Raw genomic sequence first — 23116 nt, 5'->3', positions numbered from 1 at the left:
ATGCTATACACTCACAACGAAAAACTTCTACCTCCAGTAAAAACTGAGGATTTTCTGCCTTCAGTTAGTATCTGGACTTCTTTAGCAGGTGTGGCGCTGATGGGGACTGTGGTTTCTGCGATCGCCGTAGCTTCTTTGGTGAAATATGATGTGACGGTGAAAACTTTCGCCACTGTGCGACCAGAAGGAGAGGTACGAGTTGTCCAGCCACCCAAAGATGGGACGATTGAACAAATCTTAGTGCAAGAAAATCAGGTTGTAAAACAAGGCGATATCATTGCTATCCTGGACTCCCAGGAACTACAAATTAGACAAAGCCAATTACAAGGAAGTATTCAACAAACCAGTTTACAGTTAATTCAAATTAATGCTCAAATAGAGTCTTTAGATAATCAGGTATTGGCAGAAAGAAGAGTTATTGAGCAGACAGTTAATGCGGCTCAAACAGATTTAGCGCGCAACGAAAGAGATTATCAAGACCGGGGAATTGCCACTGTGAATGAATTAAAAGTAGCAGAGGCAGAGTTGCGGAGAACACAAGCAGATTTACAAACAGCACGTTCTGTGTTAGAACACGCGGAAACAGGAAGTGAGAGCTACCGGGAATTGTCAGAAAATGGGGTGGTTAGTAAAGATCAGTATAAGGAGAAAGCTCTTTTAGTGGATCAAGCTACATCAAATTTGGTAGCAGCCGAAGAAGCAGTAAATATTACTAAGAGTAAACTTAATTTGGCTCAAGCAGCCCTTAATCCTTCTCAGGCAATAGTGGAAATTGCTCAAATCCGCATTTCTCAAGAAACTGCTAGGGGTGAAGCGACGATCGCAACCTTAAATAAAGAAAAACAAGGTTTAATTCAACGGCGGGTTGATATGCAAAATCAACTCTACCAATTGCGACAAGAACTACAACAATTAGTAAACTTGCAGCAAGGTAATATTATTCGTGCTACCAGTGACGGTGTGATTCTGAAGCTGAATTTACGCAACCCTGGCCAAGTTGTGCGGGCTAGTGAACCTGTGGCGGAAATTGTGCCGCAAAACGCACCTCTGGTGATTAAGGCGATGATTCCCGCAGCAGATATTAAAAAGGTGGAAATAGGACAAGAGGTATTGTTACGGGTGGATGCTTGTCCCTATCCTGATTATGGCACTCTTAGAGCCGTAGTTAATCACGTGTCTCCAGACGTAATGTCACCGGGGAATGGTATGGGTGGAGTAGGGGCGACAACTCTACCAGCTAATTATTTTGAAGCTACTGTACAACCACAAGCTCTAACATTTGGTCATGGCGATCGCCAATGTCGTCTCAAATCAGGGATGAATACCAAAGCCGATATCATCTCACGAGAAGAAACAGCTATGCAATTTATCCTGAGAAGAGCAAGATTAATCACTGATATATAAAAGGGAGTAGTGAGTAGGGAGTGGGGAGTGGCTGAAAAAGCTTTTAGTCTCTAAGTTTGATGATCCATTTATGTCCTAAGCTCCTCTGTTTTGATGATTGCTTTTACCCCACTGGAGGACACATTTACTTGGCTCTAAAACTTCCCTGGTAATCAAAGTTATACTACGGGTAGAAGTTAAATAATTGTGCTGTTTACACTGTGGTGTGATATTTGGTTATCTACCATACAGACTGAAAATATTGCTCTGTTGTAGTTTATTTAACATCCTGATAACTTGAAAAAAATGTGAATGGGATATTTATAGTATCCGTTTTCTAGCATTGTTATCTGATGCTAGTCAAACAAACAATCTGCGAACCTCAGATGATCCTCACATTATGTACGCCACTTATCCTTTTAACTGCCTATTGCATCACTATTTTTTACTTTCTGAAGACTTATTATAAAATTCAGGAAGCACTACAGTGGTGGTCTTCTAGGCAATCTATCAAGCTGTTTTTGGAAGCCGAGAAAATTCGTGATGACTTATTGCAAGAATCCTTTGTGATTCGTCGTAAATTAGATTTGCTCACAGTAGAACAGCTAAATACATCGACCACAGGAACTGAAGAATGTTTAAAAAAAGTTGATAACTTTCATCATTCCTTAGTGAATTTAAGCGATCGCTTATTTCCCACTTCACTACAAGACAGCCTTCCTTTAGCTATTGAATACTTATTAAAACCCTGGATTATATCTCATCCGTGTAAATATTTTGGGATAAATTTACCTGCATCTTGGCGAAATGAGCCAGCCGAACGCAGCATGATAGTATTACGTACTTTAGAAGAACTGCTAATTATAACTATACCGGAAATAGTCGGACCGACCTCCATATATATTAGTTTAAAACAGCAGGAAAACCTGGCTGAATTAACAGTAACAATTAGTTATCCTGATATCTCATTACTTCAGTTTTATTCGCGGTTACCAGAATTAGATTATTTGTCTGCAAGTTTTCGGTTCTTAACTGGGGGAAATTGTTTTTCCCGTAGTCAAGACCTGAATGCTATGTGGTATTTTTGTTGGTAAGTATCGGGAAAAAGCTATTCTGATAGCTTGTTTAGGTGGGGAGTGGGGAATAGGAAACAGCCTTTTGAATCGTAAGTGCAAAGCGCAAGCTACGCCAACAAAAATCAAATAGTATTTCTATAGATCATCTGACTCATCTGTCAAGGATCAATTGTATCAATTAATTAGTGCGCCTTGACGAGTAATATCACCACGTTTATATTAGTAGCCGTGATCACACTGCAATAATTAAGTCTTGAGAGGATTTGTACTAAGTAAACCTCAGAGACTTTTATTTGTGTACTTGTCATAGTTGTTATAGTTTAGACACTGCCATGATTTTGGTGGATTTGTCTATCAACTAATAATTCCCAGGCTTTCGGCATGGTGAATTGGAAATCAAACTAGTATCAGTTGCAACTATTAGAGTATAAATTATGGCAACAACTGTAGTAGAAAAGGCATTAATCACAATTCTCGTGATCGATGACCACGAATCAGTTTTAGGCGGAACAGTTGCGGTACTAAAAAACCATTATCCTGATGCGGAAATTCTGACAGCAATCAATGCTGAAAATGCTCGACATCAAATTAGAACCTTCCAACCTGATGTAGTAGTGATGGATCTTTTCATACCAGAACACCCAGGAACAACCGCAAAAGCGGATACAGGTTTACAGCTCCTGAGAACTGTGATGAAAGAGTATCAAAACCTCAATTTAGTAGTTCAAAGCGCCCATGTGAGGACATTGGTGAGGATTCAGCCTGACATTGAGAATCATAAAGGAGGTTTTACCGTCGCTGATAAAAGCCTGACTACTAGAGAAATGTTAACAAGAGTAGATTGGGCATTGCAGGGATTAACTCATACTAAAGACATCAAAAGTATTTATGCGGGATTAGAAGTAAAACCGGTGTGGCTCCAACTGCTAACTCTGGCATTTGAAGAAGGATTGCAAGACAAAATCATTGCGGAACGGATGTCTGTATCTGAAAGGATGGTGCGTCATTATTGGAGTAAATTACAAGACGCTTTAGAAGTTTATCCCGAAGAAGGCAGAAACATCCGGATTCAAACAGAAATGCAGGCTAGAGCCAAAGGTTTGATTGATTAGGTGATAACGTTCACCAAAAAAACTGTATGCAAGCCGGAAATTTCCAGTGGATGGCAAAAACTTATGTGTCCTGGTGCGTGGATAAAAATCAAAGAAGCAATTGGTATTTGGCGTGTAGGGACTTTACCAGGAATGGTGATGATTGCCTTAGTAATTATCCTGCGGTTCACAGGTGCATTGCAATCATTGGAGTGGCTGGCTTTTGATAACTTTCTGCGGATACGCCCTGAAGAACCCAGAGACGAGCGGGTTTTAATTGTGGGGATTAATGAAGATGATATCCGTTATTTGAAAAATTATCCCATCTCAGATGGGGACTTGGCAGCATTGTTATTGAAATTGCAGAGTTATCACCCCAGGGTTGTTGGTCTAGATATTTATCGAGATTTACCAGTCTATTCTGGTTATAGTGAACTGGTTGCAGCATTTAAACAATTTCCCAATTTAATTGCTATTGAAAAGGTATTACCAGAAGAAATTCCCCCACCACCAGCATTACCACCGACACAATTGGGTTTTGCTGATCAAATTCTCGATAGTGATGGTAAATTAAGACGTATTTTGTTGGGGATACCAACCCCGGAAGCCTACAAGTTATCGTTGTCTTTGCGTCTGGCAGAGGTTTATTTAGCTGCGGAAGTTTTACAGTTAGAAAATGGTACCCGCGATCGCGCTACCATGAGATTTGGTAAGACAGAATTACCCCGCTTTTTACCCAACTCTGGGGGATATATCCGCACTGATGCTGGTGGAGTGCAGACACTACTAAATTTTCGGAGTGGTGAAAACAGATTTAGAATTGTCTCTTTGACAGATATCATCAACAACAATTTTAATCCTGAGTGGATTAGCGATCGCATCGTAATTATTGGCATCACTGCACCCAGTCGTAAAGACTTTATCACCACAGGCGGAGTTAGATCCAGCAAACCAGCCACAGGAAGAGTCTATGGAGTCGAAATCCAAGCTCATAGCGTCAGTCAAATTATTAGTGCAGTCCTCGACTCTCGCCCCCTATTAAACACATGGGCTGATATATGGGAATACCTGTGGATTATCGCTTGGGGTTGTTTAGGAATTATCATAGCCGGACTGACTAAATCACCCTTAACCAATCTACTATTTTTGAGTTTAGCTAGCTTATTCCTAGCGCTATGGAGTTATTTGCTGCTGACCTGGGGTTGGTGGGTTCCCATCATTCCCGCCCTAATTGTCTTAGGTTTAAATAGTATCGAACTCACAGCCTTATATCAACATGATTTCCTATTGAAAAGTGGAATCCAAGTCCGCCAGTCCATCATTCAACGCACATTTGAAACAATTCATAACGGACCCCTCCAAAGCCTAGCAAAAGTTCTTAAGCTAGTTCGCAGTCAAGATTTACCCATAGAAGAATTACTACCAAAACTAGAAAAAGAAATTGAAAAATTAAACCAAGAACTGCGGGGAATTTATGAATTTTTACAACGAGAACCCCTCACCCAAGATACCAGCCTCTATTTAGGCAACAGTCTAATTCTCAACTTAGAAGATCCTATTCATGAAATCCTTTACCAAGTTTACAGTTATACCTTAGAGCGAGATTTACCTTGTTTTCAAACCATCAAAATCAAAATCCGCAACTTTGATCCCATCGATGAAAAATACTTAAATATTGAAATCAAGCGAGGATTATGCAGATTTTTAGAAGAAGCGTTATGTAATGTCGGTAAGCACGCCACAGGAGTTACCCGGCTAGAAGTAACTTGTTCTGCATCCGAAGGCTGCTACACCTTGAAAATTATCGATGATGGACTCAATACCCACTCAGCCAAAGAAGGTCAGGGAAGCCAACAGTTAAAAAGTTTAGCTCACCAACTCAAAGGAAAATTTCGGCGAGTCGGTCTTTCTCCTCAAGGTTATCTGTGTGAATTATCTTGGACTCGATCCAAATTTTGGTGGAGGTAAGCGCAGCTATGGCAGGGTGTGGGAGGTGTGGGGAAAGATTCTTACTTCCCAATACCCAATACTCAATACCGACTTCCCAGTACAAGTCGGCGTAAATAAACAGACCATTCAAAATCCATGAAAAGACTATATTATAAGCTTTTTGACTTTTGACTTCCGCCTTGCGGTACTAGTCCCTATAATATGAGAAAATGCCCACCATTTTAACCTTTTGTTAATCCTAAGAATTGGTGAAAAATAGATAATAAGTAAATTAGGACTTACGCAGAAATTACCAAAAGGCTTAACTTAATGAACCGCCAAGTCGCCAAGTACGCCAAGAATTGGTGGAGTGTGCGTAAGTCCTATAAATAATGAAGTTACTTTTAAGGAATTAAATATGCTTTAATGTATAATTAAGTTCAGTAAATATAATAACACTGTTGTTTATTTAGATAAAAAGTCAAACTTACCAAGTTTTCGGTTCATTTCGCCAGTGCAATGCCGTAGGAATAATAATTATGACTCGTATTTATAGGCTCTTGCACCAACTTTTTCCAGCAAAATTTTTGGCTATTTGTGTTTTAAGCATTACCCTGATTTTTAACTCTGCCGTATTTACAGCCTATCAACCACCATCAGATCAAAAACCTCCTAGTGGTTATTCAGATTCATCAGGTGTGAGATAAAGACATTAACACTCTCAGGTCTAAAGACGCTGAGTTATGGCTGAAACTTCCCAGGATATTTGCGTTGGAAATAGTCTTCTAAGATTTCTAAAACCATTGGTGCAGCCAGACTACCACCACCACCGCCAGAATGTTCGGTAAAAGCCACAATCAAAATTTCTGGTTTATCCGCCGGTGCATAACCACCAAACCAAGCATGATTTCTTTTCACTTTACCTTGCCATGCTTCAGCTGTTCCAGTTTTACCAGCTACAGGGGGCAGAGTGGGCTTATTTAAAGATTGAGCAGTTCCCTGAGTAATGACCCTCCGGAGTCCATCGCGGAGAACTTTCAGAGTTGCAGGTTTCATGTTCACAGGTTCTCGCCAGCTTTTAGCTTCTTGATTATCTTTGAGCAAATGAGGTTGGACTCTGTAGCCACCATTACCCGGTACTGCAAACATCACAGCAACTTGCAAAGGAGTAGTTAATAAAGCACCTTGACCAATTGACATATTAATAGTATCGCCGATAGTCCAAGGCATCTTTTGCGTCCGGCGTTTCCATTCATCGTCTGGGACTAAACCTCTGGATTCTTCGGTGGTAAATTCAAAACCTGTTCTTTCACCAAATCCAAATTTGCGCGTCCATTCAATCAAAGTCGGTCCACCCACTGACCGAGCAATTTGATAAAAGAACGTATCACTACTCCACTGCATTGCTCCGACAAAACCCAAAGGCCCAAAGCCGGCGTGATTCCATTCTCCAAATCTCTGACCACTAATAGTTAAAGAACCGTAGGTTTGCAGAACGGTATTAGGAGAAAATTTACCTGATTCCAACCCAGCTGCTGTAGTGACAATTTTAAAGGTACTGGCGGGAGGAAAAGCACTGAGAGCGCGATTAACTAAAGGATGGTTAGCACCTTGCACAGATTCCCAATCTTTTTGGCTGAGTTTTTGTTTAGAGAAGATATTGGGGTCAAAGGTCGGGCGAGACACCATCGCTAAAACTTCACCATTATTGGGGTCTAGTGCCACAATAGCACCCTTATACTTGCCCAAGGCTTTGTCGGCGGCTTTTTGCAGATTTAAATCTATGGTTAAGGTAATATCATCACCGGGTATTGCTGGTTGATCTGCCAAGATGCGGATAGGACGACCGGCAGCATTGACTTCTATTTCCTGTCCACCCCATTCACCCCGCAAAAGATTTTCGTAAGCCCTTTCAGACCCCATCTGACCAATGACATCTCCTAATCGATAGCCGGAATCACGCCTTTCTTTTAGTTGTTCGGGAGTTAATTCTCGCGTATAGCCCAGGATATGGGCTAATACTTGACCTTCAGGGTAATAGCGCACAGATGAAGTCCGGACTTCTACATTTTGCAGTTCGTTTTCATATTCTTTGATGGCAGTAACTTGGGCTTCCGTCAACTCCCGCGCAATCAGCACTAAGGAGGAAGAGTTGGGGCCTGCTTCTTCTAATGTTGTAGCTATTTCCTCTTTGGGGATGTCAAGAATTTTCTCTAGACGGGAACCCACAGAGTCCCACCCTGGTTGAGTATGGGTCATAGGCCAGAGGTACACTGAACGGGGGGAACGGTTACTAGCTAAAAGTTTGCCGTTCCGGTCAAAAATATTACCCCTTTCTGGTTGTTTGGGAATTATCCGCACCCGGTTAGACTCGGCTTGGGAACGATATTCTGCTCCGGCGATAATTTGTAAGTATGCTAATCTGAGGCTGATGACTGTGGTCATCGATAGGGTAAATAAAATTAAAAATATGGGCTGAAAATTTCGCCCAACTGTACGTTTATTTTGATTTCCGCCCAGTGGGGATGGTTTCCAGAAGGTCATAGGACAAGTAAGTTTTCTAAATTAGTTGAAATATGTATAGGATTATGCTGAAGTTTCAATAATCTTTTATACTACATAATCTATGGATTCTCCAATCCCAAGTACAGAATTATCAGTTTTAATAGATTAAATTAAGCAGAAAAATTACTCAATATCAGCGCATTCTACTGAAGATTATGGCTCAAACATTTGCCGAAAATCAGCATCAAATCACAAAGTCTCATCCTCTAGATGTGGAACTGCGTCATGTGTTTAAGTTTTTTAACAAAGAACCTGCTGTACATGGAGTTGATTTAGATGTCAAACCGGGAGAATTTTTTAGCATTTTAGGCCCTTCTGGTTGTGGTAAGACTACTATCCTGCGGTTAATAGCTGGGTTTGAAATGACTGATGCGGGTAAGGTGTTGATTCAGGGTCAGCCCATGTCTCATGTTCCGCCCTATCGCCGACCTGTAAATACGGTTTTTCAAAGTTATGCGTTGTTTAATCATCTGAATGTTTGGGATAATATTGCTTTTGGACTGCGCTTACAAAAAAAACTCCGCAAATCAGAAATTACATCTAGAGTTGAAGAGGCTTTGGCGCTGGTAAAAATGGCAAGTTTACGATCGCGTTTTCCCGGTCAACTATCTGGTGGTCAGCAGCAACGGGTGGCTTTAGCTAGGGCTTTAGTGAATCGTCCTACTGTGTTACTACTGGATGAACCTTTGGGGGCTTTAGATTTAAAACTGCGGAAAGAAATGCAGGTGGAGTTGGCGAGTTTACATAAAAATTTAGGGTTGACTTTCATTATGGTGACACATGATCAGGAAGAGGCTATGTCTTTGAGCGATCGCATCGCCGTGATGAATCAAGGCAAAATAGAACAAGTGGGTACTCCGCGGCAAATTTACGAACAGCCCCAAACATCCTTTGTCGCTGATTTTATTGGTGATACTAATTTATTTCCTGGGGAAATTACCCATGTAGAATCTTCCTCAGTAGAAATTGAGACAAAAGCTGGGTTAAAAATCATTACTCACCGCAATACAGATACCCCATGTCAATTATCTCAACCAGTAGTGGTGAGTGTCCGTCCGGAAAAAATTCAACTTTCACTGTATCGCCCCCATGTCCTGACTAACTGCTTTGAAGGACGGTTGGGAAATGTGATGTATTTAGGCACTCATGTTAATTATCTAGTGGAATTAACTAACGGTGTGACCATTAACGTTTTGCAACCCAACACCCTGGGGAACTTACCAGACCGGAACACCCCGATTTATGCATGGTGGGGAGAAAGTGATTGTGTAGCGATTAATCAGTAGTAACATGAATAACAGAAGGCAATTTTTACAAGCGATCGCCGCACTTTCCGGTTTATCCCTAGCTGGCTGTGGTTGGAGACTAGGTAATGTCAAATCCACTACCATATCTACACGCAGCGATCAACTCTATCTTTTCACTTGGACACAGTATTCAGATCAAAAATTACTAGAAGCATTCACTACCCAAACTGGCATCAAAGTCTTAGTAGATATCTATGATTCCAATGAAGTCATGCTGGCCAAATTAGCAGCAGGCGGTGGTAGTGCCTATAGTACCATTTATCCATCTGACTATATGGTGCAGAGGATGCAAGCAGATGGTTTACTGAGGGAAATTGATCATGACCGCCTCATCGGTTTAAATAATTTATTTCCAGAATTTCAAAATCCCAGTTATGACCCCAATAACCGTCATAGCATCCCCTTTAACTGGGGAACAACCGGCTTTATTTACGATTCCGCCCAACTCCCCGATGCACCTGAAGATTGGGAATATCTCTGGCAAAATCAAGAACGATTAAATCGGCGCATCACCTTGTTAAATGATGTCCGGGAAGTCATGGGTGCAGTATTACGAATGTTGGGATACTCATACAACTCCCAAAACGAAAACCAACTCAAACAAGCCTATCAAAAATTAGTAGAACTCAAACCCGCCATCGCCTCTTTTGACACTGACGCTTGGCAAAACCAACTATTAGCCGGAGATTTAACCTTAGCCATGTGTTACTCCGCAGATGCTATCCGCATTACCCAGGAAAATCCCCGCTTTAAATATATAATTCCCCGCAGTGGTTCTTCACTCTGGACTGATACTATGGTCATTCCCCAAACCGCACCTAACCTAGATGGTGCTTACGCCTGGATTAACTTTATGTTGCAACCAGAAGTAGCGGCCAGTATTAGTCAACGTCTCAGCCTAGCGACTCCCAATATTGCTGGGTTTGAACAATTACCCAAAGATATTCAAAATAATCCTAGTTGGTTTCCTCCAGAAGAGATCCTCAAAAATTGTGAACGTATTCAACCAGTGGGTGATTTTGAAGAAATTTATGAGCGTTACTGGACTGAATTAACTATTAGCTAATATTCTATCTCCATAATTATTGTGTCTACCAAAAATCGCCCTACTGAAATCAATTTATCCGGTGATATTGCCCAGATTAAAACACCCAATAGTCAACCCTTTAATTGGCTACAACCTTTCATATTTCTCGCACCTTCTGGAATATGGTTACTATTGTTATTAGTGCTACCCACACTATTAATTTGGCAATTGAGTCTAGTTCCCGATATTCGACCAGGGGATATAGTCAATCCGAGTGGAATAGATAACTATTTGCGGATACTAAATCGGTTATACCTGAAAGTTATCACGCGATCGCTACAACTAGCAACGGGAACAACAATCATTTGCTTAATTTTCGGCTTTCCCGTCGCCTATTGGATTGCTCAAATGTCACCCCAGCGTTGGCGAAACTTGCTGCTATTAGGCTTTGTCCTCCCTTTATGGACATCCTCCGTACTGCGTTCCTACGCCTGGATGACAATTTTACGTCCCACTGGCTTACTCAACACTATTCTCAGTAGTTTAGGCTTACCCACTGTAGAATTACTTTACACAATGCCAGGGGTATTAATTGCCATGAGCTATAGCTTATTACCCTACATGGTACTAATCCTCTATGCTTCCTTAGAAAAACTAGACAAACGATTATTAGAAGCCGCCGCCGACTTAGGCGCAAATTCCCTACAAACCTTTGTCAAAGTCACTATACCCCAAGTTTTGCCAGGAATTATTGCTGGGACAATGTTGGTTTTTATCACCGCATTAGGGGATTTTATCGAACCAGAATTATTGGGGGGAACTTCTAGTATGACAGTAGCGCGCCTAGTTTATAACCAGTTTCTCGGAGCTACGCAAAATTGGGGCTTTGGTTCAGCTTTAAGTATGACATTAATCTTTGGTGTCAGTATAGCGATCGCCCTGTTAATTAAATTTGGTGAATTTAGAGAAAATCATTAAGAGTGGGGAGTGTGGGATGTGTGGGATGTGTGGGAAAAAACTATAACGATTCACCAAACCAATGCAGAAAAAGAAAGCTGTTTTATTATTACAATACCTTCGCCAAATTACGAGGGTGAGTTGATTATGAATTAACCATTAATTCCCATTTCTTTGAGGCTTGGCAACAACAATAGGTCATAAAAATTCCTTCAAGGTTTCTCACAAGGGGTTTTTAACGTATTAACCGCAGTATAAGCGTTTGAGATGAAAAACTACCTTTTTAGAGAAATGCCTATGTATGGGTGATTTTGCCAGTTTTGCCAAAATCGTTCTAACCTCTTATTTTGGCAAAGGTATTGTTATATAGCAACAGATTTTCCCCAGTTACTAGCTTCCTTAGAATCAGACTCTTGTTGGTGACTCAAATTATTGAGAGTAGAGAGCAATTCATGTTCTAAATAAGGTTTAGTAAAGTAAGCATTTGCACCCAATTCTTCAGCAAGTTGACGATGTTTGTCTGCACTGCGAGAAGTCAGCATCACAATAGGGATGTTAACGTAAGTGGGGTTTTGACGGAGACTACTTAACAATTCAAAACCATTCATCCGGGGCATTTCTATATCTGAGATAATTAATTCAATCTCTGGATGACATTGTAATTGTTCTATAGCTTCTACACCATTTTGTGCCTGTAGAACTTGATAACCAGACTTTTCTAAAGTTAGAGAAAGAGTGCGTCTAAGACTAATCGCATCATCCACCACTAAAATCACCTTGGCAGTTTTGCGATGTGGTTCTAAAGACTTACTGGGTTGTGTTGGGGTATCTGTGGGCGCAGAGGCGGATAATAAAGGTACATTGGTTGGAGATCCTGACATCACCAAGGTTGGGGACTGTGAATGATCAGATGTTGGTAGTGCCAGAAGATCCAACTTAGCTGGATTAGCCTTAGACTCTAGCAGTAGAGTACCGTCAATTACTAAAATCAGATTACCGTTGGCTAAACTACTACAACCATAAACATATTTGGGCGGTGCGATCGCATTACCTAAAGGTCTAATTACTAATTCTTGTTCACCAATAATTTGATCAACTTCTAAACCAAAAACCCCTTGATTTTGCCGTAGTACCAAAACCGGATTTTTCATCACTCCCACATCATTAGTCATGGAAGGATTATCTAGTAAACTTACACGCTGAGACAAAGAACCGTGATAGTCCATCAACTCAGATAAACGATGCAAACTGATAATATTTTCATTTTCATCTGTATTCCAATGTAAAACTCGTTTACCTTCAAACTCCTTAACTTGCTGAGTAGAAGGAATCAAAATTTTAGCAATACTCTCCAATAGTAGGGCATAAACAACCCCCCCCGCCTGGACTAACATTAATGTATCAGTAGTCATAGAAAAAGGTATTTTGAGGATAAAAGTTGTACCTTGATGAGGCAAAGACTGCACAGAAATGGAACCATTGAGTGCTTGTAACTGAGAACGGACAATATCCAACCCCATACCCCGCCCAGAAACTTCATTCACCTGATCAGCCGTAGATAATCCCGGAAAAAACATCACATCTAACAGTTTGGATTGTTCCGCGTGAGAAAAATAGCCTCTAGAATCATCATCAGCAATAAAACCAAGTTCTATAGCCTTCTGACGGATACTTTCAAAATTTAATCCCTTACCATCATCTCGGACTGAAATCACCGTTTGACTACCTTGATGATAGGCACAAATTTCGATGATTCCTTGTTCTGGTTTACCGCTTTCTTGGCGTATTTGCGGAGATTCAATACCGTGATCAAAAGCATTACGAACTAAATGCAGCAAAGGTTCATAAAGTTTTTCCGCAATTGCTTTGTCAACCAGAACCTCTGTTCCAATTAGCTGTAATTCTACCGATTTATGATAGACACTGGCTAATTGTTTCACTAATTGCGGTAGGCGATTAAATACAGTCCCCAGAGGTGATAACCGCGCTTCTACTAAATTATCAACAATACTAAAAGCCAAATTATGTTTTTGATCACTAATTTGCGTAGCTTCTTTCAGCAGTAATTCTAGGGATTCGGTAGTTTCTTGTAATTGCATAGTTTCTTCCATCGCTTCATGCAAAGACAGATGAAAGTCTGTATATATATCCATTTCTAGAGAGTCGAATTTCACAGAGGCAAAATTTTGTGTAGATGGAGAGTTGAAATTCTGCATCTGTAAAGGTAAATCTCTCAATTGATGTAAAGTATCTTGATGTCGGCTAAATTGCTGCAATAATTGCTGCAACATTTCCTGAATTTTTTCATCATAGAGGGTGCGGCGTTTTTGGTAAATCAGTAATTCTCCTGCAAGATAATTCAGGCGTTGTAATCTATCGACATCTACACGAATAAATGTCGGTTTGCGATAATTTCTAGTTTCGGGGGATGCAGATTTATCTGGTATTTCTGCTTGATTTTGTATAGGCGCAGCAGCAATTTCTGTTTCTACAATATCTGCAACCACCTCTTCACTGACTGCTAAGGATTTGTCAGATTCTTCTTCTCCTCCTCCCCAGATTTCTTCTACTAACCCATGATTTATGTGTAAGTCAGCAGGGGAAATTTCTTGAAAAACTAGTAATTGTCTTAACTTAAAAATATCTAGCCAATTTTTTTCTTGACTATTAACTGGGGGATAGTTTTTATATTCTTTGGCTAATTCCCGAATTTGAGTTTGTAAAGTGTGACTTAAGAGGTGATAGCCTGCGGTTTTATCAGATTTATATTGAAATTTAGCAACTGCTAGAAGAATAATTAAAATTACACCGTGACGATAAAGACAAAGGCTATAGCTATCTTCTTCATCTTCGACAAAATGTAAAAAGTCATTTAACCAATTAGTAATATAATCTATTTGGTTTTCTGCATCTGATTTAGGAATAAGTAATGATAACTCTAGGTTTTCTTTGGGGATTTGCTTTTGATGATTAAACCAACCAAAAATATGGTAGATTACTTTTAAATATAATTTAGCTGTTGTGGGTTTAATTTGTTCATTTTTAGTATTGCTAGATGCTGTTAAAAAATGATAAAATTGTTCACAGTTGCTAAGAAAGTTTTCAGTAGATGGAAATGACTGATCGTCTATGACATCTGTGACTTTTTGCCAATCTGGGGAGGGTGCGCCGCCACAGGTGCGATCGCCAGCCAAGACATCTTTTTGAGCCTGCTGTAAATCTATAAAAGCTAATTCAGCAATGTGATGTACTTCCTGGGGATTAGCTTGCAGGGCTGTGATAATTGTTTGGGAAATTTCTTGCAAACCAGGTAAATTCAAAGATTCTGCCAACCCCAAAAACACCTCAGCTTGAGAATTTAAAAACTCTATAAATTCTTCATCATCGGGGGGATTATGGATAGCTTCAGCCAGATTATCTAAACGCTGATTTACACCTGATTCAAAGATTGATTTGACAATATCAAAACCCAATTCCTCAGAGGTAGGAATATGAGTTTCATCTCCATAAGCATCACCGAGTTTTTCTTGTAATTGAGCAAAAACTAAAGCCGATCTTTGTAAAAGTCCTTCACTATTAACAGCAGTTTCGGTAATTTGTGTATTGAGGGCGAGGCTAAGACATTCATAAGCTTGCATTAAGAGTGTTTCTAGTTCCTCATCCAGTACCACATCTGGATTATAAAGAGCTTTAAACACATCTTCTAAAGAATGGGCAATCATCTTAATAACTTCTAGCCCCACGTTAGCAGCGCCACCTTTGAGGGTATGACTAGCCCGCATTAACTTATGCACTTTAGCAATACTAAAATCTTCTGCTAAGGTAAAAAGTTCTTGTTCAATAGTATGTAATAAATCTGGTGCTTCTTCCAGAAAATACATATAGCCTTGTTCTCGAATTTCAGCGTCTGTAATCATAATTGTTTGGGGATTGGGGATTGGGGATTGGGGATTGGGGATTGGGGATTGGGGATTGGGTATTGGGTATTGGGTATTGGGTATTGGGTACTAGGGATGGGAAACTAAAAATCTGGCGTTGCTGAACTCAAGTATGAAATGCCAAAATCACCTTTCTTTTTCTTACTACCTTTGCGCCTTTGCGCCTTTGCGTGAGCCTAATTCATATTTAAAATCAGCAACGCCAAAAATCTTTCCTCCCACACTTCCCACACTTCCCACACCTCCCACTCCCTACTCCCCACTCCCCTCTTAACTACTTGACTTTAAACTTACTAGCAGTTGCTAATAAATCTTGTGCCATTCCTGATAAATCTTGCAAGACAGCAGTAATTTCTTGAGATTTTGTAAAAGTCTTGTTAGCAATTTCTGCCACATCTTGCATAGATGCGGTTACTGTGACAGATTGACCCATTTGTTGTTGGGTGGCGGCGGTAATGCGCTCGATTAAATTGCTGATTTCGGCGGTTGCAGACACAATGGCGTTTAAGTTTTGGCGGGTTTCACTGACAAAGTTTGTACCTTCTACTACCTGCTGAATCCCTGTTTCCATTGCTACTGCTACTTCTCCAGTTTCTGCTTGAATCTCCTGGACTAATTTTTCAATTTCAATGGTGGCGGCGGCTGATTGGCGAGATAGGGAACGAACTTCATCGGCTACCACTGCGAAGCCTTTACCATATTCACCCGCACGGGTGGCTTCAATGGCTGCATTCAACGCCAGTACGTTTGTCTGGGTGGCAAAGTTGCTGATTAAGTTGACGACTTTGGAGATTTTTTGCGAGGATTCGCTGAGACGTTTAATTTTTTTACTAGTTTGGGCGACGGTTTCCCTAATTCCTTGGATGGCTTTTACTGTCTGGTTCATGGCTGCATCTCCAGATTCTACGGTTTGGTTAGCTTTGTGCAAGGCTAACTGTACCAAGTCAGCGTTAGTTACTACTGCTTGGGTAGACTCTACCATCTGTTGAATATCGCCTAGTGCGGTGGTAATTTCTTGGGATTGTTGTTGGGCGAGATTTGTCAGTTTGGCTAGGGAAGCGTTACTGGTATTGGAGGTTTGAGCTACTTTTTGGGAAGTACCTTGTACTTGGATAACTATTTCCCGCAGGGCTTGCAGTGTATTGTTATAGGCATCAGCAATTGTCCCTAGTTCGTCTTCGGTAATGGGGGCGCGGACTGTCAAATCTCCATCTAGGGCTGGTCTCAGGGCTGTTAGGAGTTGAATAGACCGTTGTTGTAGGAGTTCTTTGGCGGCTTTTTCTCTGCCTGCGGCTTCTGCTAGTTTGGCTGATTGAGCTTGTAGTTGTTGCAGATATTCGGTTTGTTGTAATGCTAATCCTAGTTGGTCACCGATGCGGGCTAATAAGGTGGCTTGGGATGCTTCCCAATCACGAGGGCCGGAATTTTGATAAGCGGCGAATAAGCCCCATAGTTGTTCTCCTGAGAAGATGGGGACTATGACATAAGCTTTTACTTCAAATTGCTCTAGTATTTCAATGTGGCATGAAGAATGATCTGCTTGATAGATATCATTGATTACCAAGCTTTCGCCTTTGGCGTATCTCCCTCCCTGGGTTTCTTGGAGGTTGGTGTCATCCCAAACGGTTTTGATATCAACGCCTACTAGTTTGACCCAATTTTGAGCTACTGATTCGGCAATAAATTCACCACCCCAATCAGGCTTGAAACGATAAATGGCGACGCGATCGCATCGCAGTAATTGTCTAATTTCTTGAGTAGCTGTTTTAAAAATTTCTTCTACTTCTAAGGTTTGACGAATGCGGTTAACTATCTTAGTAACAGCTTTTTCTTGTTCGGCGATCTGAGCTAATTTCTCAGATTTTACCTGTACTTCTTCGAGATAATCTATTTGTGATTTGGCGAGGCTAAATTGGAGAGCAATTTGGGTTAAAAAGTTAACTTCCCAAGATTGCCATTCACGAGTCCCAGAATTTTGATAAGCTCCTAACAAGCCCCATAATTTGTCACCAAAAAAGATGGGAACAATGATATAGGCTTTGGCTTCAAACTGTTCTAATATTTCAATGTGACAAGGTGCAAGACCAATAGCATAAGTGTCATTTACCACAAAGTTTTCACCTTTGATATAACGACCGCCTTTGGTTTCTTGTAAATAGGTGTCATCTAAGACGGTTTTGATATCGGGTCCGACTAATTTCACCCAATTGTTACCCACTGATTCCGCGATAAATTCACCACCCCAATCCTCACTGAAACGATAAACAGCGACGCGATCGCATCGTAATGATTGGCGGACTTCTTGGGTGGTGGTTCGGAAGAAACTGTCTACATCTGAGGCTTGGCGAATCCGGTTAATTGTCTTAGTCAGCGCCTTTTCTTGGGCGGCGATTTGGACTAATTGTTCAGATTTAGTCTGCACTTGTTCGAGATATTCACCTTGGGTAATAGCTACACCCAATTGTAACCCCACCTGACTTAAAAAGCTGACTTGCCAGGATTGCCATTCACGAGGGCCAGAATTTTGATAAACTCCCAATAAACCCCACAATTGTTCCCCAGCAAAAATCGGCACAATTATATATGCCTTCATGTCAAATTGTTCTAAAATATCAATGTGGCATTGAGCATGACCCATTTGATAGATGTCATTGACTGCAAAGCTTTCACCTTTGGCGTAACGTCCACCTTTGGTTTCTTGGAGGTGTGAATCTTCCCAGACCATTTTAAAATCTGGTGTCACCATTTTTATCCAATTTTCACCCACTGACTCAGAGATAAATTTACCACTCCAGTCAGGTTCAAAGCGGTAAACACCGACGCGATCGCATCGTAATAATTGGCGGATTTCTTGAGTAGTAGTATTGAAAATCTGATCCAAGTTTGATATCCGCAGAATCTTATCAATAACCTTAGCTACAGATTTTTTAGCTAGTGCTTGCTGTTCGATTTCTTTTTGATATTCAAAACTTTGTAAACTATAAGTTAGTTCTGTACTAACTTGAGATAAAAGTGCTGTTTCGGTTTCTTGCCATTGGCGAACTGTGGCACAATTATGAATAGCTAGTAAGCCCCAAACTTTACCTTGAACTAAAATCGGCACACTTAAACTAGATTGAACTTGGAATTTTTCTAACAGTTGCTTTTGATAAGGTGTCACCTGGATCTGATTAATATCGTTAATGGCGATAGGTTCTAAATAGTCTTCACTAGTATATGAACCAAAGAGAATACCGGGAAGATTTTCATTAAAAGTTGGTGTCCAACCCCTAGTTCGAGATTCTGATAAAACCGTACCCGCTTCTAGATTAGTAAACTGATAGACCAAAGCGCGATCGCAAAGAATTTTTGACCGCAGTTGTGTTACAGTCACCTGTAGCAGCGTATCCATATCTGAAGCTTGACGCATTCGAGTTGTAATTTCTTGCAACTGTCGCCGCCAATTTTTAAACTCTTGGGAAATTGCATTCAGTTCCAACATGGCATCATTAGTAATATTCCCAATATTATTTCCCCCATTTTGATTTTCTAACTCTTGTACAGAAGTTGCTGATTCATCTTCGTAACTGTTTTGATAAGAAATAGTCATTACAAGCACCTCAAAAGTTTTTAGTAGTAGTCAGTAGGCAAAAAACAGAATTAATTATTAATAGCCCACATAGGAGATTGAATAATCGCTGTCGCATCCAAACTTAAAATCATTTCGTCACCATCATTAATAAAGTATCCCTTCAAGAAAGGTGACATAGCTGGATAGAATAACTCCGCAGATACAGGTTTAATCTGATTAATATCTAGCCATTCAATATCCATCAAAGATCGCACCAATAAACCTAAATATTTACCCTCCCTTTCCAGTACAACAGCCATCAGATGAGAGAGAGAATTTGTACCTTGTAACAGTGGTGCATAACCCAGCATTTCTTCTAAATCCACCAACCAAAGCATCTCACCACGCCAGTTATAGATACCCAAAACACAATTAGGCATTTGGGGAACACTACAGATATCAACTAACGAAACTTGAAAAACTTCTGTGATTTTTTCTAAAGAAATAACTGCTGTATCTTTTGCACCCAGATTCAAACTTAAAAATTTTTCCTTAGTTTCCAAAGTTCTGCATCCTTTGATATAGATAATCAGTGTCAGTCAAAATAGAACAGTTTCATCTCAACAAATTTTTCAGAGTTATGACTAATTCTTCTTGATTAATAGGTTTAGCCAGATACGCTTCTGCGCCTAACATATTTCCCCACATTTTATCCACATCACTATTTTTAGTAGAGCAAAAAACTATCGGTATTTTGCTAGTGCTGGGGTTATTTTTCAATTCTCGGCAAATTTCAAAGCCGCTTTTACCAGGTAAAATCACATCCAGAAAGATCACATCTGGCTTATTACTGTCTATTTTACCCTGAACTTCTTCACTACTAGTAGCACTAATAACCTTATAACCGGCTTGCTGTAAATAACGACTGATGATTTCCATATCAGTCAAACCATCTTCAACTACTAAAACGGTATTCATGGTAATCACCTATAAATTGGTTCTCATCTGGGAAAAACCACAATATTTGTTTATTTTAAACAAATACAAAGTGGTAATTCCACTCAATCTTGATGGATAATCTAGCTATTTGGATCAGTGAAATTACTACGTTTGATAAAATTTATATTCTAGATAGTATTTTCATCTGATCTGGGACTACAGTTTGATTATTGAAAAAATCTAGCTGTTGTAGGGTGTGTTAGACGGAACGTCATAACGCACCAAAGGCTTTCAGGATGATGCGTTACGCTTCGCTTTAGCGGAGCCATGCTCCTTGGGCTATATAGCACCCTACGTGTTTTTCAGAAATCAAATATGATTCCTATATGTATAGATTTATTTCTGTGGGGAAGGAGTAGGAAGTGGGAAAAATCTGTCTGTCTGAGAGATTTTTAGATCATGCTCCATGTTCTGCTATGGATGGTTATTTTTTTTGATTACCTATAAAGGTGGAGATGATTAATTAATCCCAAAATTGACATCAGCCCAACCTGTGAAAATCAGAAATCATCAACCAAATTATCCTGGTATATTTTGAGAACTAATTTGGATCAACCAACCATGCAGATATTAATGACAAATCTTTAAATCAGCAGGATTTTGTCGGGTTTTCGCTGGCGGTTGTTTAGCCTTGACAGGTAAGTACTTTCGTACCACGCTCATTACCTTATCTGAGGATACAGGCTTAGTCATAAAATCCGTAGCACCGACGACTTTAGCTCGGACTCGATCCAAAAGACCATCGTTTCCGGTTAAGATAATCACGGGTGTGTTGGCAAAGGCTGAAACTCGGCGTAGTTGAGTACAGATTTCATACCCATTAGCGATCGGCATGACTAAATCTAAAAAAATCAGGTCTGGTTTATTTTGAATCAGAGTTGGTAAAGCTTGGATTGCATCTTCAATTTTGATAAATCTCAGCCCATTTGAGCTCATAATTTCTTCTAGCAATTTACAAACTTGGGGACTGTCATCTATACAAGCCACTAATGGCCCATTTGATTTTTGTGGTTGCGGGGAAACAGGAGTGCTTTTAACTGTTGTAACTGACAAAGGTAAGTCAGGCACCTCTACCAATTCAATGATACCTTTGAGAATATAAGGCAGTAATGAACGGGTGACAGGTACCACATTCTGCTTCATTTTGGCGGCTAAATCTCGCAGAGTGTATTTACCATTAATCAAATTTACAAAGTTTTTGTAGACACCCTCACTCACGTGCTGGCGGAGTTGTTCTGGTTTGCGTAACACTGGTGCTAAGTCGGGAGAAAAACTAGCCAAGCCAGCTTCTGACCAAATCCTCCAGGCTTCTTCCATGTGTTTCATAGAGACGTTGGCGCTGGTGAAACTCATTGGTGTTTCTAAAACAATGTCTTGATGGCGAGAACAACGTGCAGACACAAAGTTTGTTTGTTGACCTAAATCAAACAATAGTTCTGCGATGATGCTTTCTACAAAAGCATGAATATGTTCTCGATCAATTTTTTTCCTTTTATATAAAATCTCCAGGATGCGATAATCCCAGTAATTAAGTTCTATATCTTCTTGGCGTAAATTTAGCTTATCCACATCAATTTGAGGACAATATTGCGCCATATTGCGCCGCCACCGCCGAAAAGGGTGGGTTCCACCTGTCCCCCAAACTATCCTTCCCAGACGATAGTAAAAAGTCCATTGGTTCCCTTTGTTACTTGTAATGTTTAGATAGCCATTGTATTGTAGTTCTGTACAAGTTTTAAATTCGTTGAGTATATTAGTTGTTGTCATCACTTCCGGGTGGGTCATAGCTTTTTCCTGGGATTAACCCTTCAAACACCCAAACTAGCCATATAGCAAGCTGGTTAAAATCTCTATCATCCAGAACAAATGTGGCAAAGTTATCTAAATAGCTGCCAATTTATGCTTTTGTATGTAGTAGTTGATGGCGCTTTTTCAGAGAGATCCTCAAAACAAAATTCTACCTGGGGGATAATTTTCTCTCTGTTTACTCGCGTCTAATTGCCATTTAAATTAAGTTAAGATTTAGTTATCCATACTTTTATTTTAATTATATATGGCTATAAATATATCCGTGTAAATTCTGATCTTGTTGCTGGTAAATATTATTTTTTCCGTGATTTCATAGGTATTTACAAGGCTTTTATAGACAGCAAAAAACTTACAATAATCCTTTCTTTTTTACAATTCTTAATAACTATAGCTAGGGTAAATTGTGCTTGATATAGCAAGTAACCATGTATCAAGCATCTAAGTACAGGACAAAAATTGTAAGGAGTGAAGAAAGGGATAATAATTGAAGTCGAGATCAAGAAGAATAGAACGTAAATGATCTAAACCATAACGAAAAACACTTTTTTGTTTTCGACCATGTTTTTTAACTTTAATCGGTCGGTGTTGATGTAAGCATTCCCCAGTTTTAACAGTCCAAGACATAGCCAATGCGAGTAGAGCTAAAAGTTTACTCAATCGATGAGCATCAATAAAGTGAGTAGATTCCAAACAAAAACCACGAGTTTTAAACATACCGAACAAAGTTTCAATGCCCCAACGACGGCCATAGTCAGCAATCATAGTTTGTGGAGAATCATACCTAATTGAGAATTAATAACTTACCATCCTCAAGACGTAAACCAGCCACATAAACTAAACATCCCCAGACCCAAAACGCCATTCAGTCCGGTCAATACTTAACACCCAAAGCTGGGGAATTTTCATGATTTTCACAATCATTTTGGCGATGACTACATAATCTACATCAAAATCCCGAAAAAAACCGTTGTAATCGCTTGTAATTCGATTCCGTCTGAGCAGAGTTCCGAAATCCAGTTGCTAATTCTACCAAGTTTACTGTTTTTACCCTGAATAGAGATATTAAAAATAATGCTAGAAAGCTTAACCTCGCCCCATGCCATCCCAAGTGTGGTTTGAGTGTATCTCTTAATAGGTTAATCTGATTCATAGGGGTTTCTTTGATTGTGTGGTAACTTTCTATGAAACCCCTTCTCTGTAATACTTGCAAGCTTTTTCTCTATTTTTTGTCCTGTACAGAGATCAAGCATACCATATTGACATAATCCCCCGAATTTTATTCGGGGGATTATAAGATCGATAATTGCAGGCGAAGCCCATCTTAGAGGATGTTTTAAAAATTTTGATTGTTCGCTCAATGTTTCTGGACTGAAACAACTGATAGATTCCCTTACCAATTTTTACTCTATTGCCACCTAAAAACTTATAAGTCAATACGGTTCAGTTAAGGCTGAAAGTCGTGTAAATTAAGCATTGTCCCAAGAA

14 protein-coding genes and 1 pseudogene are annotated in these 23116 nt (G+C 39.9%); 8 read left to right on the top strand and 7 right to left on the bottom strand.

The window, feature by feature from the left end:
- The 5 genes from ACM0OP_RS06165 (at nucleotide 1) to ACM0OP_RS06145 (ending at nucleotide 6186) form a co-directional block, all read left to right on the top strand.
- Nucleotides 1-1404 (top strand): HlyD family efflux transporter periplasmic adaptor subunit, encoded by a 1404-nt coding sequence (locus ACM0OP_RS06165; protein WP_414527517.1) that lies wholly within the window; start codon nucleotides 1-3, stop codon nucleotides 1402-1404.
- 332 nt (nucleotides 1405-1736) lie between these two features.
- Entirely contained in the window at nucleotides 1737-2477 is a 741-nt protein-coding gene (locus tag ACM0OP_RS06160) for a hypothetical protein (protein ID WP_414527516.1), read from the top strand.
- A gap of 416 nt (nucleotides 2478-2893) precedes the next feature.
- Complete coding sequence (locus tag ACM0OP_RS06155; protein WP_414527515.1) at nucleotides 2894-3571, top strand: response regulator; 678 nt, start codon at nucleotides 2894-2896, stop codon at nucleotides 3569-3571.
- A gap of 63 nt (nucleotides 3572-3634) precedes the next feature.
- A complete protein-coding gene (locus ACM0OP_RS06150; protein WP_414527514.1) occupies nucleotides 3635-5518 on the top strand; it encodes a sensor histidine kinase in 1884 nt (627 codons plus the stop codon).
- A 500-nt stretch (nucleotides 5519-6018) separates the two neighbouring features.
- Nucleotides 6019-6186 carry a hypothetical protein gene (locus ACM0OP_RS06145; protein ID WP_414527513.1) on the top strand — a complete coding sequence of 56 codons (168 nt, stop codon included), beginning with the start codon at nucleotides 6019-6021 and terminating at the stop codon, nucleotides 6184-6186.
- Between the two features lie 34 nt (nucleotides 6187-6220).
- Here ACM0OP_RS06145 and mrdA read toward each other — a convergent pair whose 3' ends face one another.
- Nucleotides 6221-8023: a penicillin-binding protein 2 gene (gene mrdA / locus ACM0OP_RS06140; protein WP_414527512.1), complete on the bottom strand. Its 1803-nt coding sequence runs from the start codon at nucleotides 8021-8023 to the stop codon at nucleotides 6221-6223.
- A gap of 176 nt (nucleotides 8024-8199) precedes the next feature.
- Here mrdA and ACM0OP_RS06135 point away from each other — a divergent pair, with 176 nt between their 5' ends.
- From ACM0OP_RS06135 to ACM0OP_RS06125, 3 genes are read left to right on the top strand one after another with little or no spacing between them, the layout of a single operon-like run.
- Nucleotides 8200-9330, top strand: coding sequence for an ABC transporter ATP-binding protein (locus ACM0OP_RS06135; RefSeq protein ID WP_414527511.1), 1131 nt, complete (start codon nucleotides 8200-8202; stop codon nucleotides 9328-9330).
- Between the two features lie 4 nt (nucleotides 9331-9334).
- Nucleotides 9335-10417 (top strand): ABC transporter substrate-binding protein, encoded by a 1083-nt coding sequence (locus ACM0OP_RS06130; RefSeq protein ID WP_414527510.1) that lies wholly within the window; start codon nucleotides 9335-9337, stop codon nucleotides 10415-10417.
- 48 nt (nucleotides 10418-10465) lie between these two features.
- The gene (locus tag ACM0OP_RS06125) at nucleotides 10466-11356 is read left to right on the top strand and encodes an ABC transporter permease (RefSeq protein ID WP_414527569.1); all 891 of its coding nucleotides are present in this window, start codon (nucleotides 10466-10468) and stop codon (nucleotides 11354-11356) included.
- 341 nt (nucleotides 11357-11697) lie between these two features.
- On the opposite strand, the gene ACM0OP_RS06120 is transcribed toward ACM0OP_RS06125, so the two are convergent.
- The 6 genes and pseudogenes from ACM0OP_RS06120 to ACM0OP_RS06095 all read right to left on the bottom strand — a co-directional run bounded on the left by ACM0OP_RS06120 (nucleotide 11698) and on the right by ACM0OP_RS06095 (nucleotide 22781).
- A complete protein-coding gene (locus ACM0OP_RS06120; RefSeq protein ID WP_414527509.1) occupies nucleotides 11698-15252 on the bottom strand; it encodes a hybrid sensor histidine kinase/response regulator in 3555 nt (1184 codons plus the stop codon).
- A gap of 295 nt (nucleotides 15253-15547) precedes the next feature.
- Nucleotides 15548-18862, bottom strand: coding sequence for a GAF domain-containing protein (locus tag ACM0OP_RS06115; RefSeq protein WP_414527508.1), 3315 nt, complete (start codon nucleotides 18860-18862; stop codon nucleotides 15548-15550).
- A 50-nt stretch (nucleotides 18863-18912) separates the two neighbouring features.
- Nucleotides 18913-19386 carry a chemotaxis protein CheW gene (locus ACM0OP_RS06110; RefSeq protein ID WP_414527507.1) on the bottom strand — a complete coding sequence of 158 codons (474 nt, stop codon included), beginning with the start codon at nucleotides 19384-19386 and terminating at the stop codon, nucleotides 18913-18915.
- A gap of 52 nt (nucleotides 19387-19438) precedes the next feature.
- The gene (locus ACM0OP_RS06105; protein WP_414527506.1) at nucleotides 19439-19801 is read right to left on the bottom strand and encodes a response regulator transcription factor; all 363 of its coding nucleotides are present in this window, start codon (nucleotides 19799-19801) and stop codon (nucleotides 19439-19441) included.
- A 591-nt stretch (nucleotides 19802-20392) separates the two neighbouring features.
- A complete protein-coding gene (locus tag ACM0OP_RS06100; RefSeq protein WP_414527505.1) occupies nucleotides 20393-21607 on the bottom strand; it encodes a response regulator in 1215 nt (404 codons plus the stop codon).
- A gap of 462 nt (nucleotides 21608-22069) precedes the next feature.
- Nucleotides 22070-22781, bottom strand: a pseudogene (locus ACM0OP_RS06095) (transposase).
- Nucleotides 22782-23116: the final 335 nt, after the last annotated feature.

The sequence above is a fragment of the Nodularia chucula CCY0103 genome (genome assembly GCF_963923915.1).
GTDB classification, from domain to species: Bacteria; Cyanobacteriota; Cyanobacteriia; order Cyanobacteriales; family Nostocaceae; genus Nodularia; species Nodularia chucula.
This window is presented reverse-complemented; position numbering and strand designations above follow the sequence as displayed.

Coding starts and splice junctions, on each gene's coding strand:
- ACM0OP_RS06100 (WP_414527505.1), bottom strand. CDS start 21,607: ATGACCCACCCGGAAGTGATGACAACAACTAATATACTCAACGAATTT.
- mrdA (WP_414527512.1), bottom strand. CDS start 8,023: ATGACCTTCTGGAAACCATCCCCACTGGGCGGAAATCAAAATAAACGT.
- ACM0OP_RS06105 (WP_414527506.1), bottom strand. CDS start 19,801: ATGAATACCGTTTTAGTAGTTGAAGATGGTTTGACTGATATGGAAATC.
- ACM0OP_RS06135 (WP_414527511.1), top strand. CDS start 8,200: ATGGCTCAAACATTTGCCGAAAATCAGCATCAAATCACAAAGTCTCAT.
- ACM0OP_RS06120 (WP_414527509.1), bottom strand. CDS start 15,252: ATGATTACAGACGCTGAAATTCGAGAACAAGGCTATATGTATTTTCTG.
- ACM0OP_RS06130 (WP_414527510.1), top strand. CDS start 9,335: ATGAATAACAGAAGGCAATTTTTACAAGCGATCGCCGCACTTTCCGGT.
- ACM0OP_RS06155 (WP_414527515.1), top strand. CDS start 2,894: ATGGCAACAACTGTAGTAGAAAAGGCATTAATCACAATTCTCGTGATC.
- ACM0OP_RS06150 (WP_414527514.1), top strand. CDS start 3,635: ATGTGTCCTGGTGCGTGGATAAAAATCAAAGAAGCAATTGGTATTTGG.
- ACM0OP_RS06160 (WP_414527516.1), top strand. CDS start 1,737: ATGCTAGTCAAACAAACAATCTGCGAACCTCAGATGATCCTCACATTA.
- ACM0OP_RS06115 (WP_414527508.1), bottom strand. CDS start 18,862: ATGACTATTTCTTATCAAAACAGTTACGAAGATGAATCAGCAACTTCT.
- ACM0OP_RS06145 (WP_414527513.1), top strand. CDS start 6,019: ATGACTCGTATTTATAGGCTCTTGCACCAACTTTTTCCAGCAAAATTT.
- ACM0OP_RS06165 (WP_414527517.1), top strand. CDS start 1: ATGCTATACACTCACAACGAAAAACTTCTACCTCCAGTAAAAACTGAG.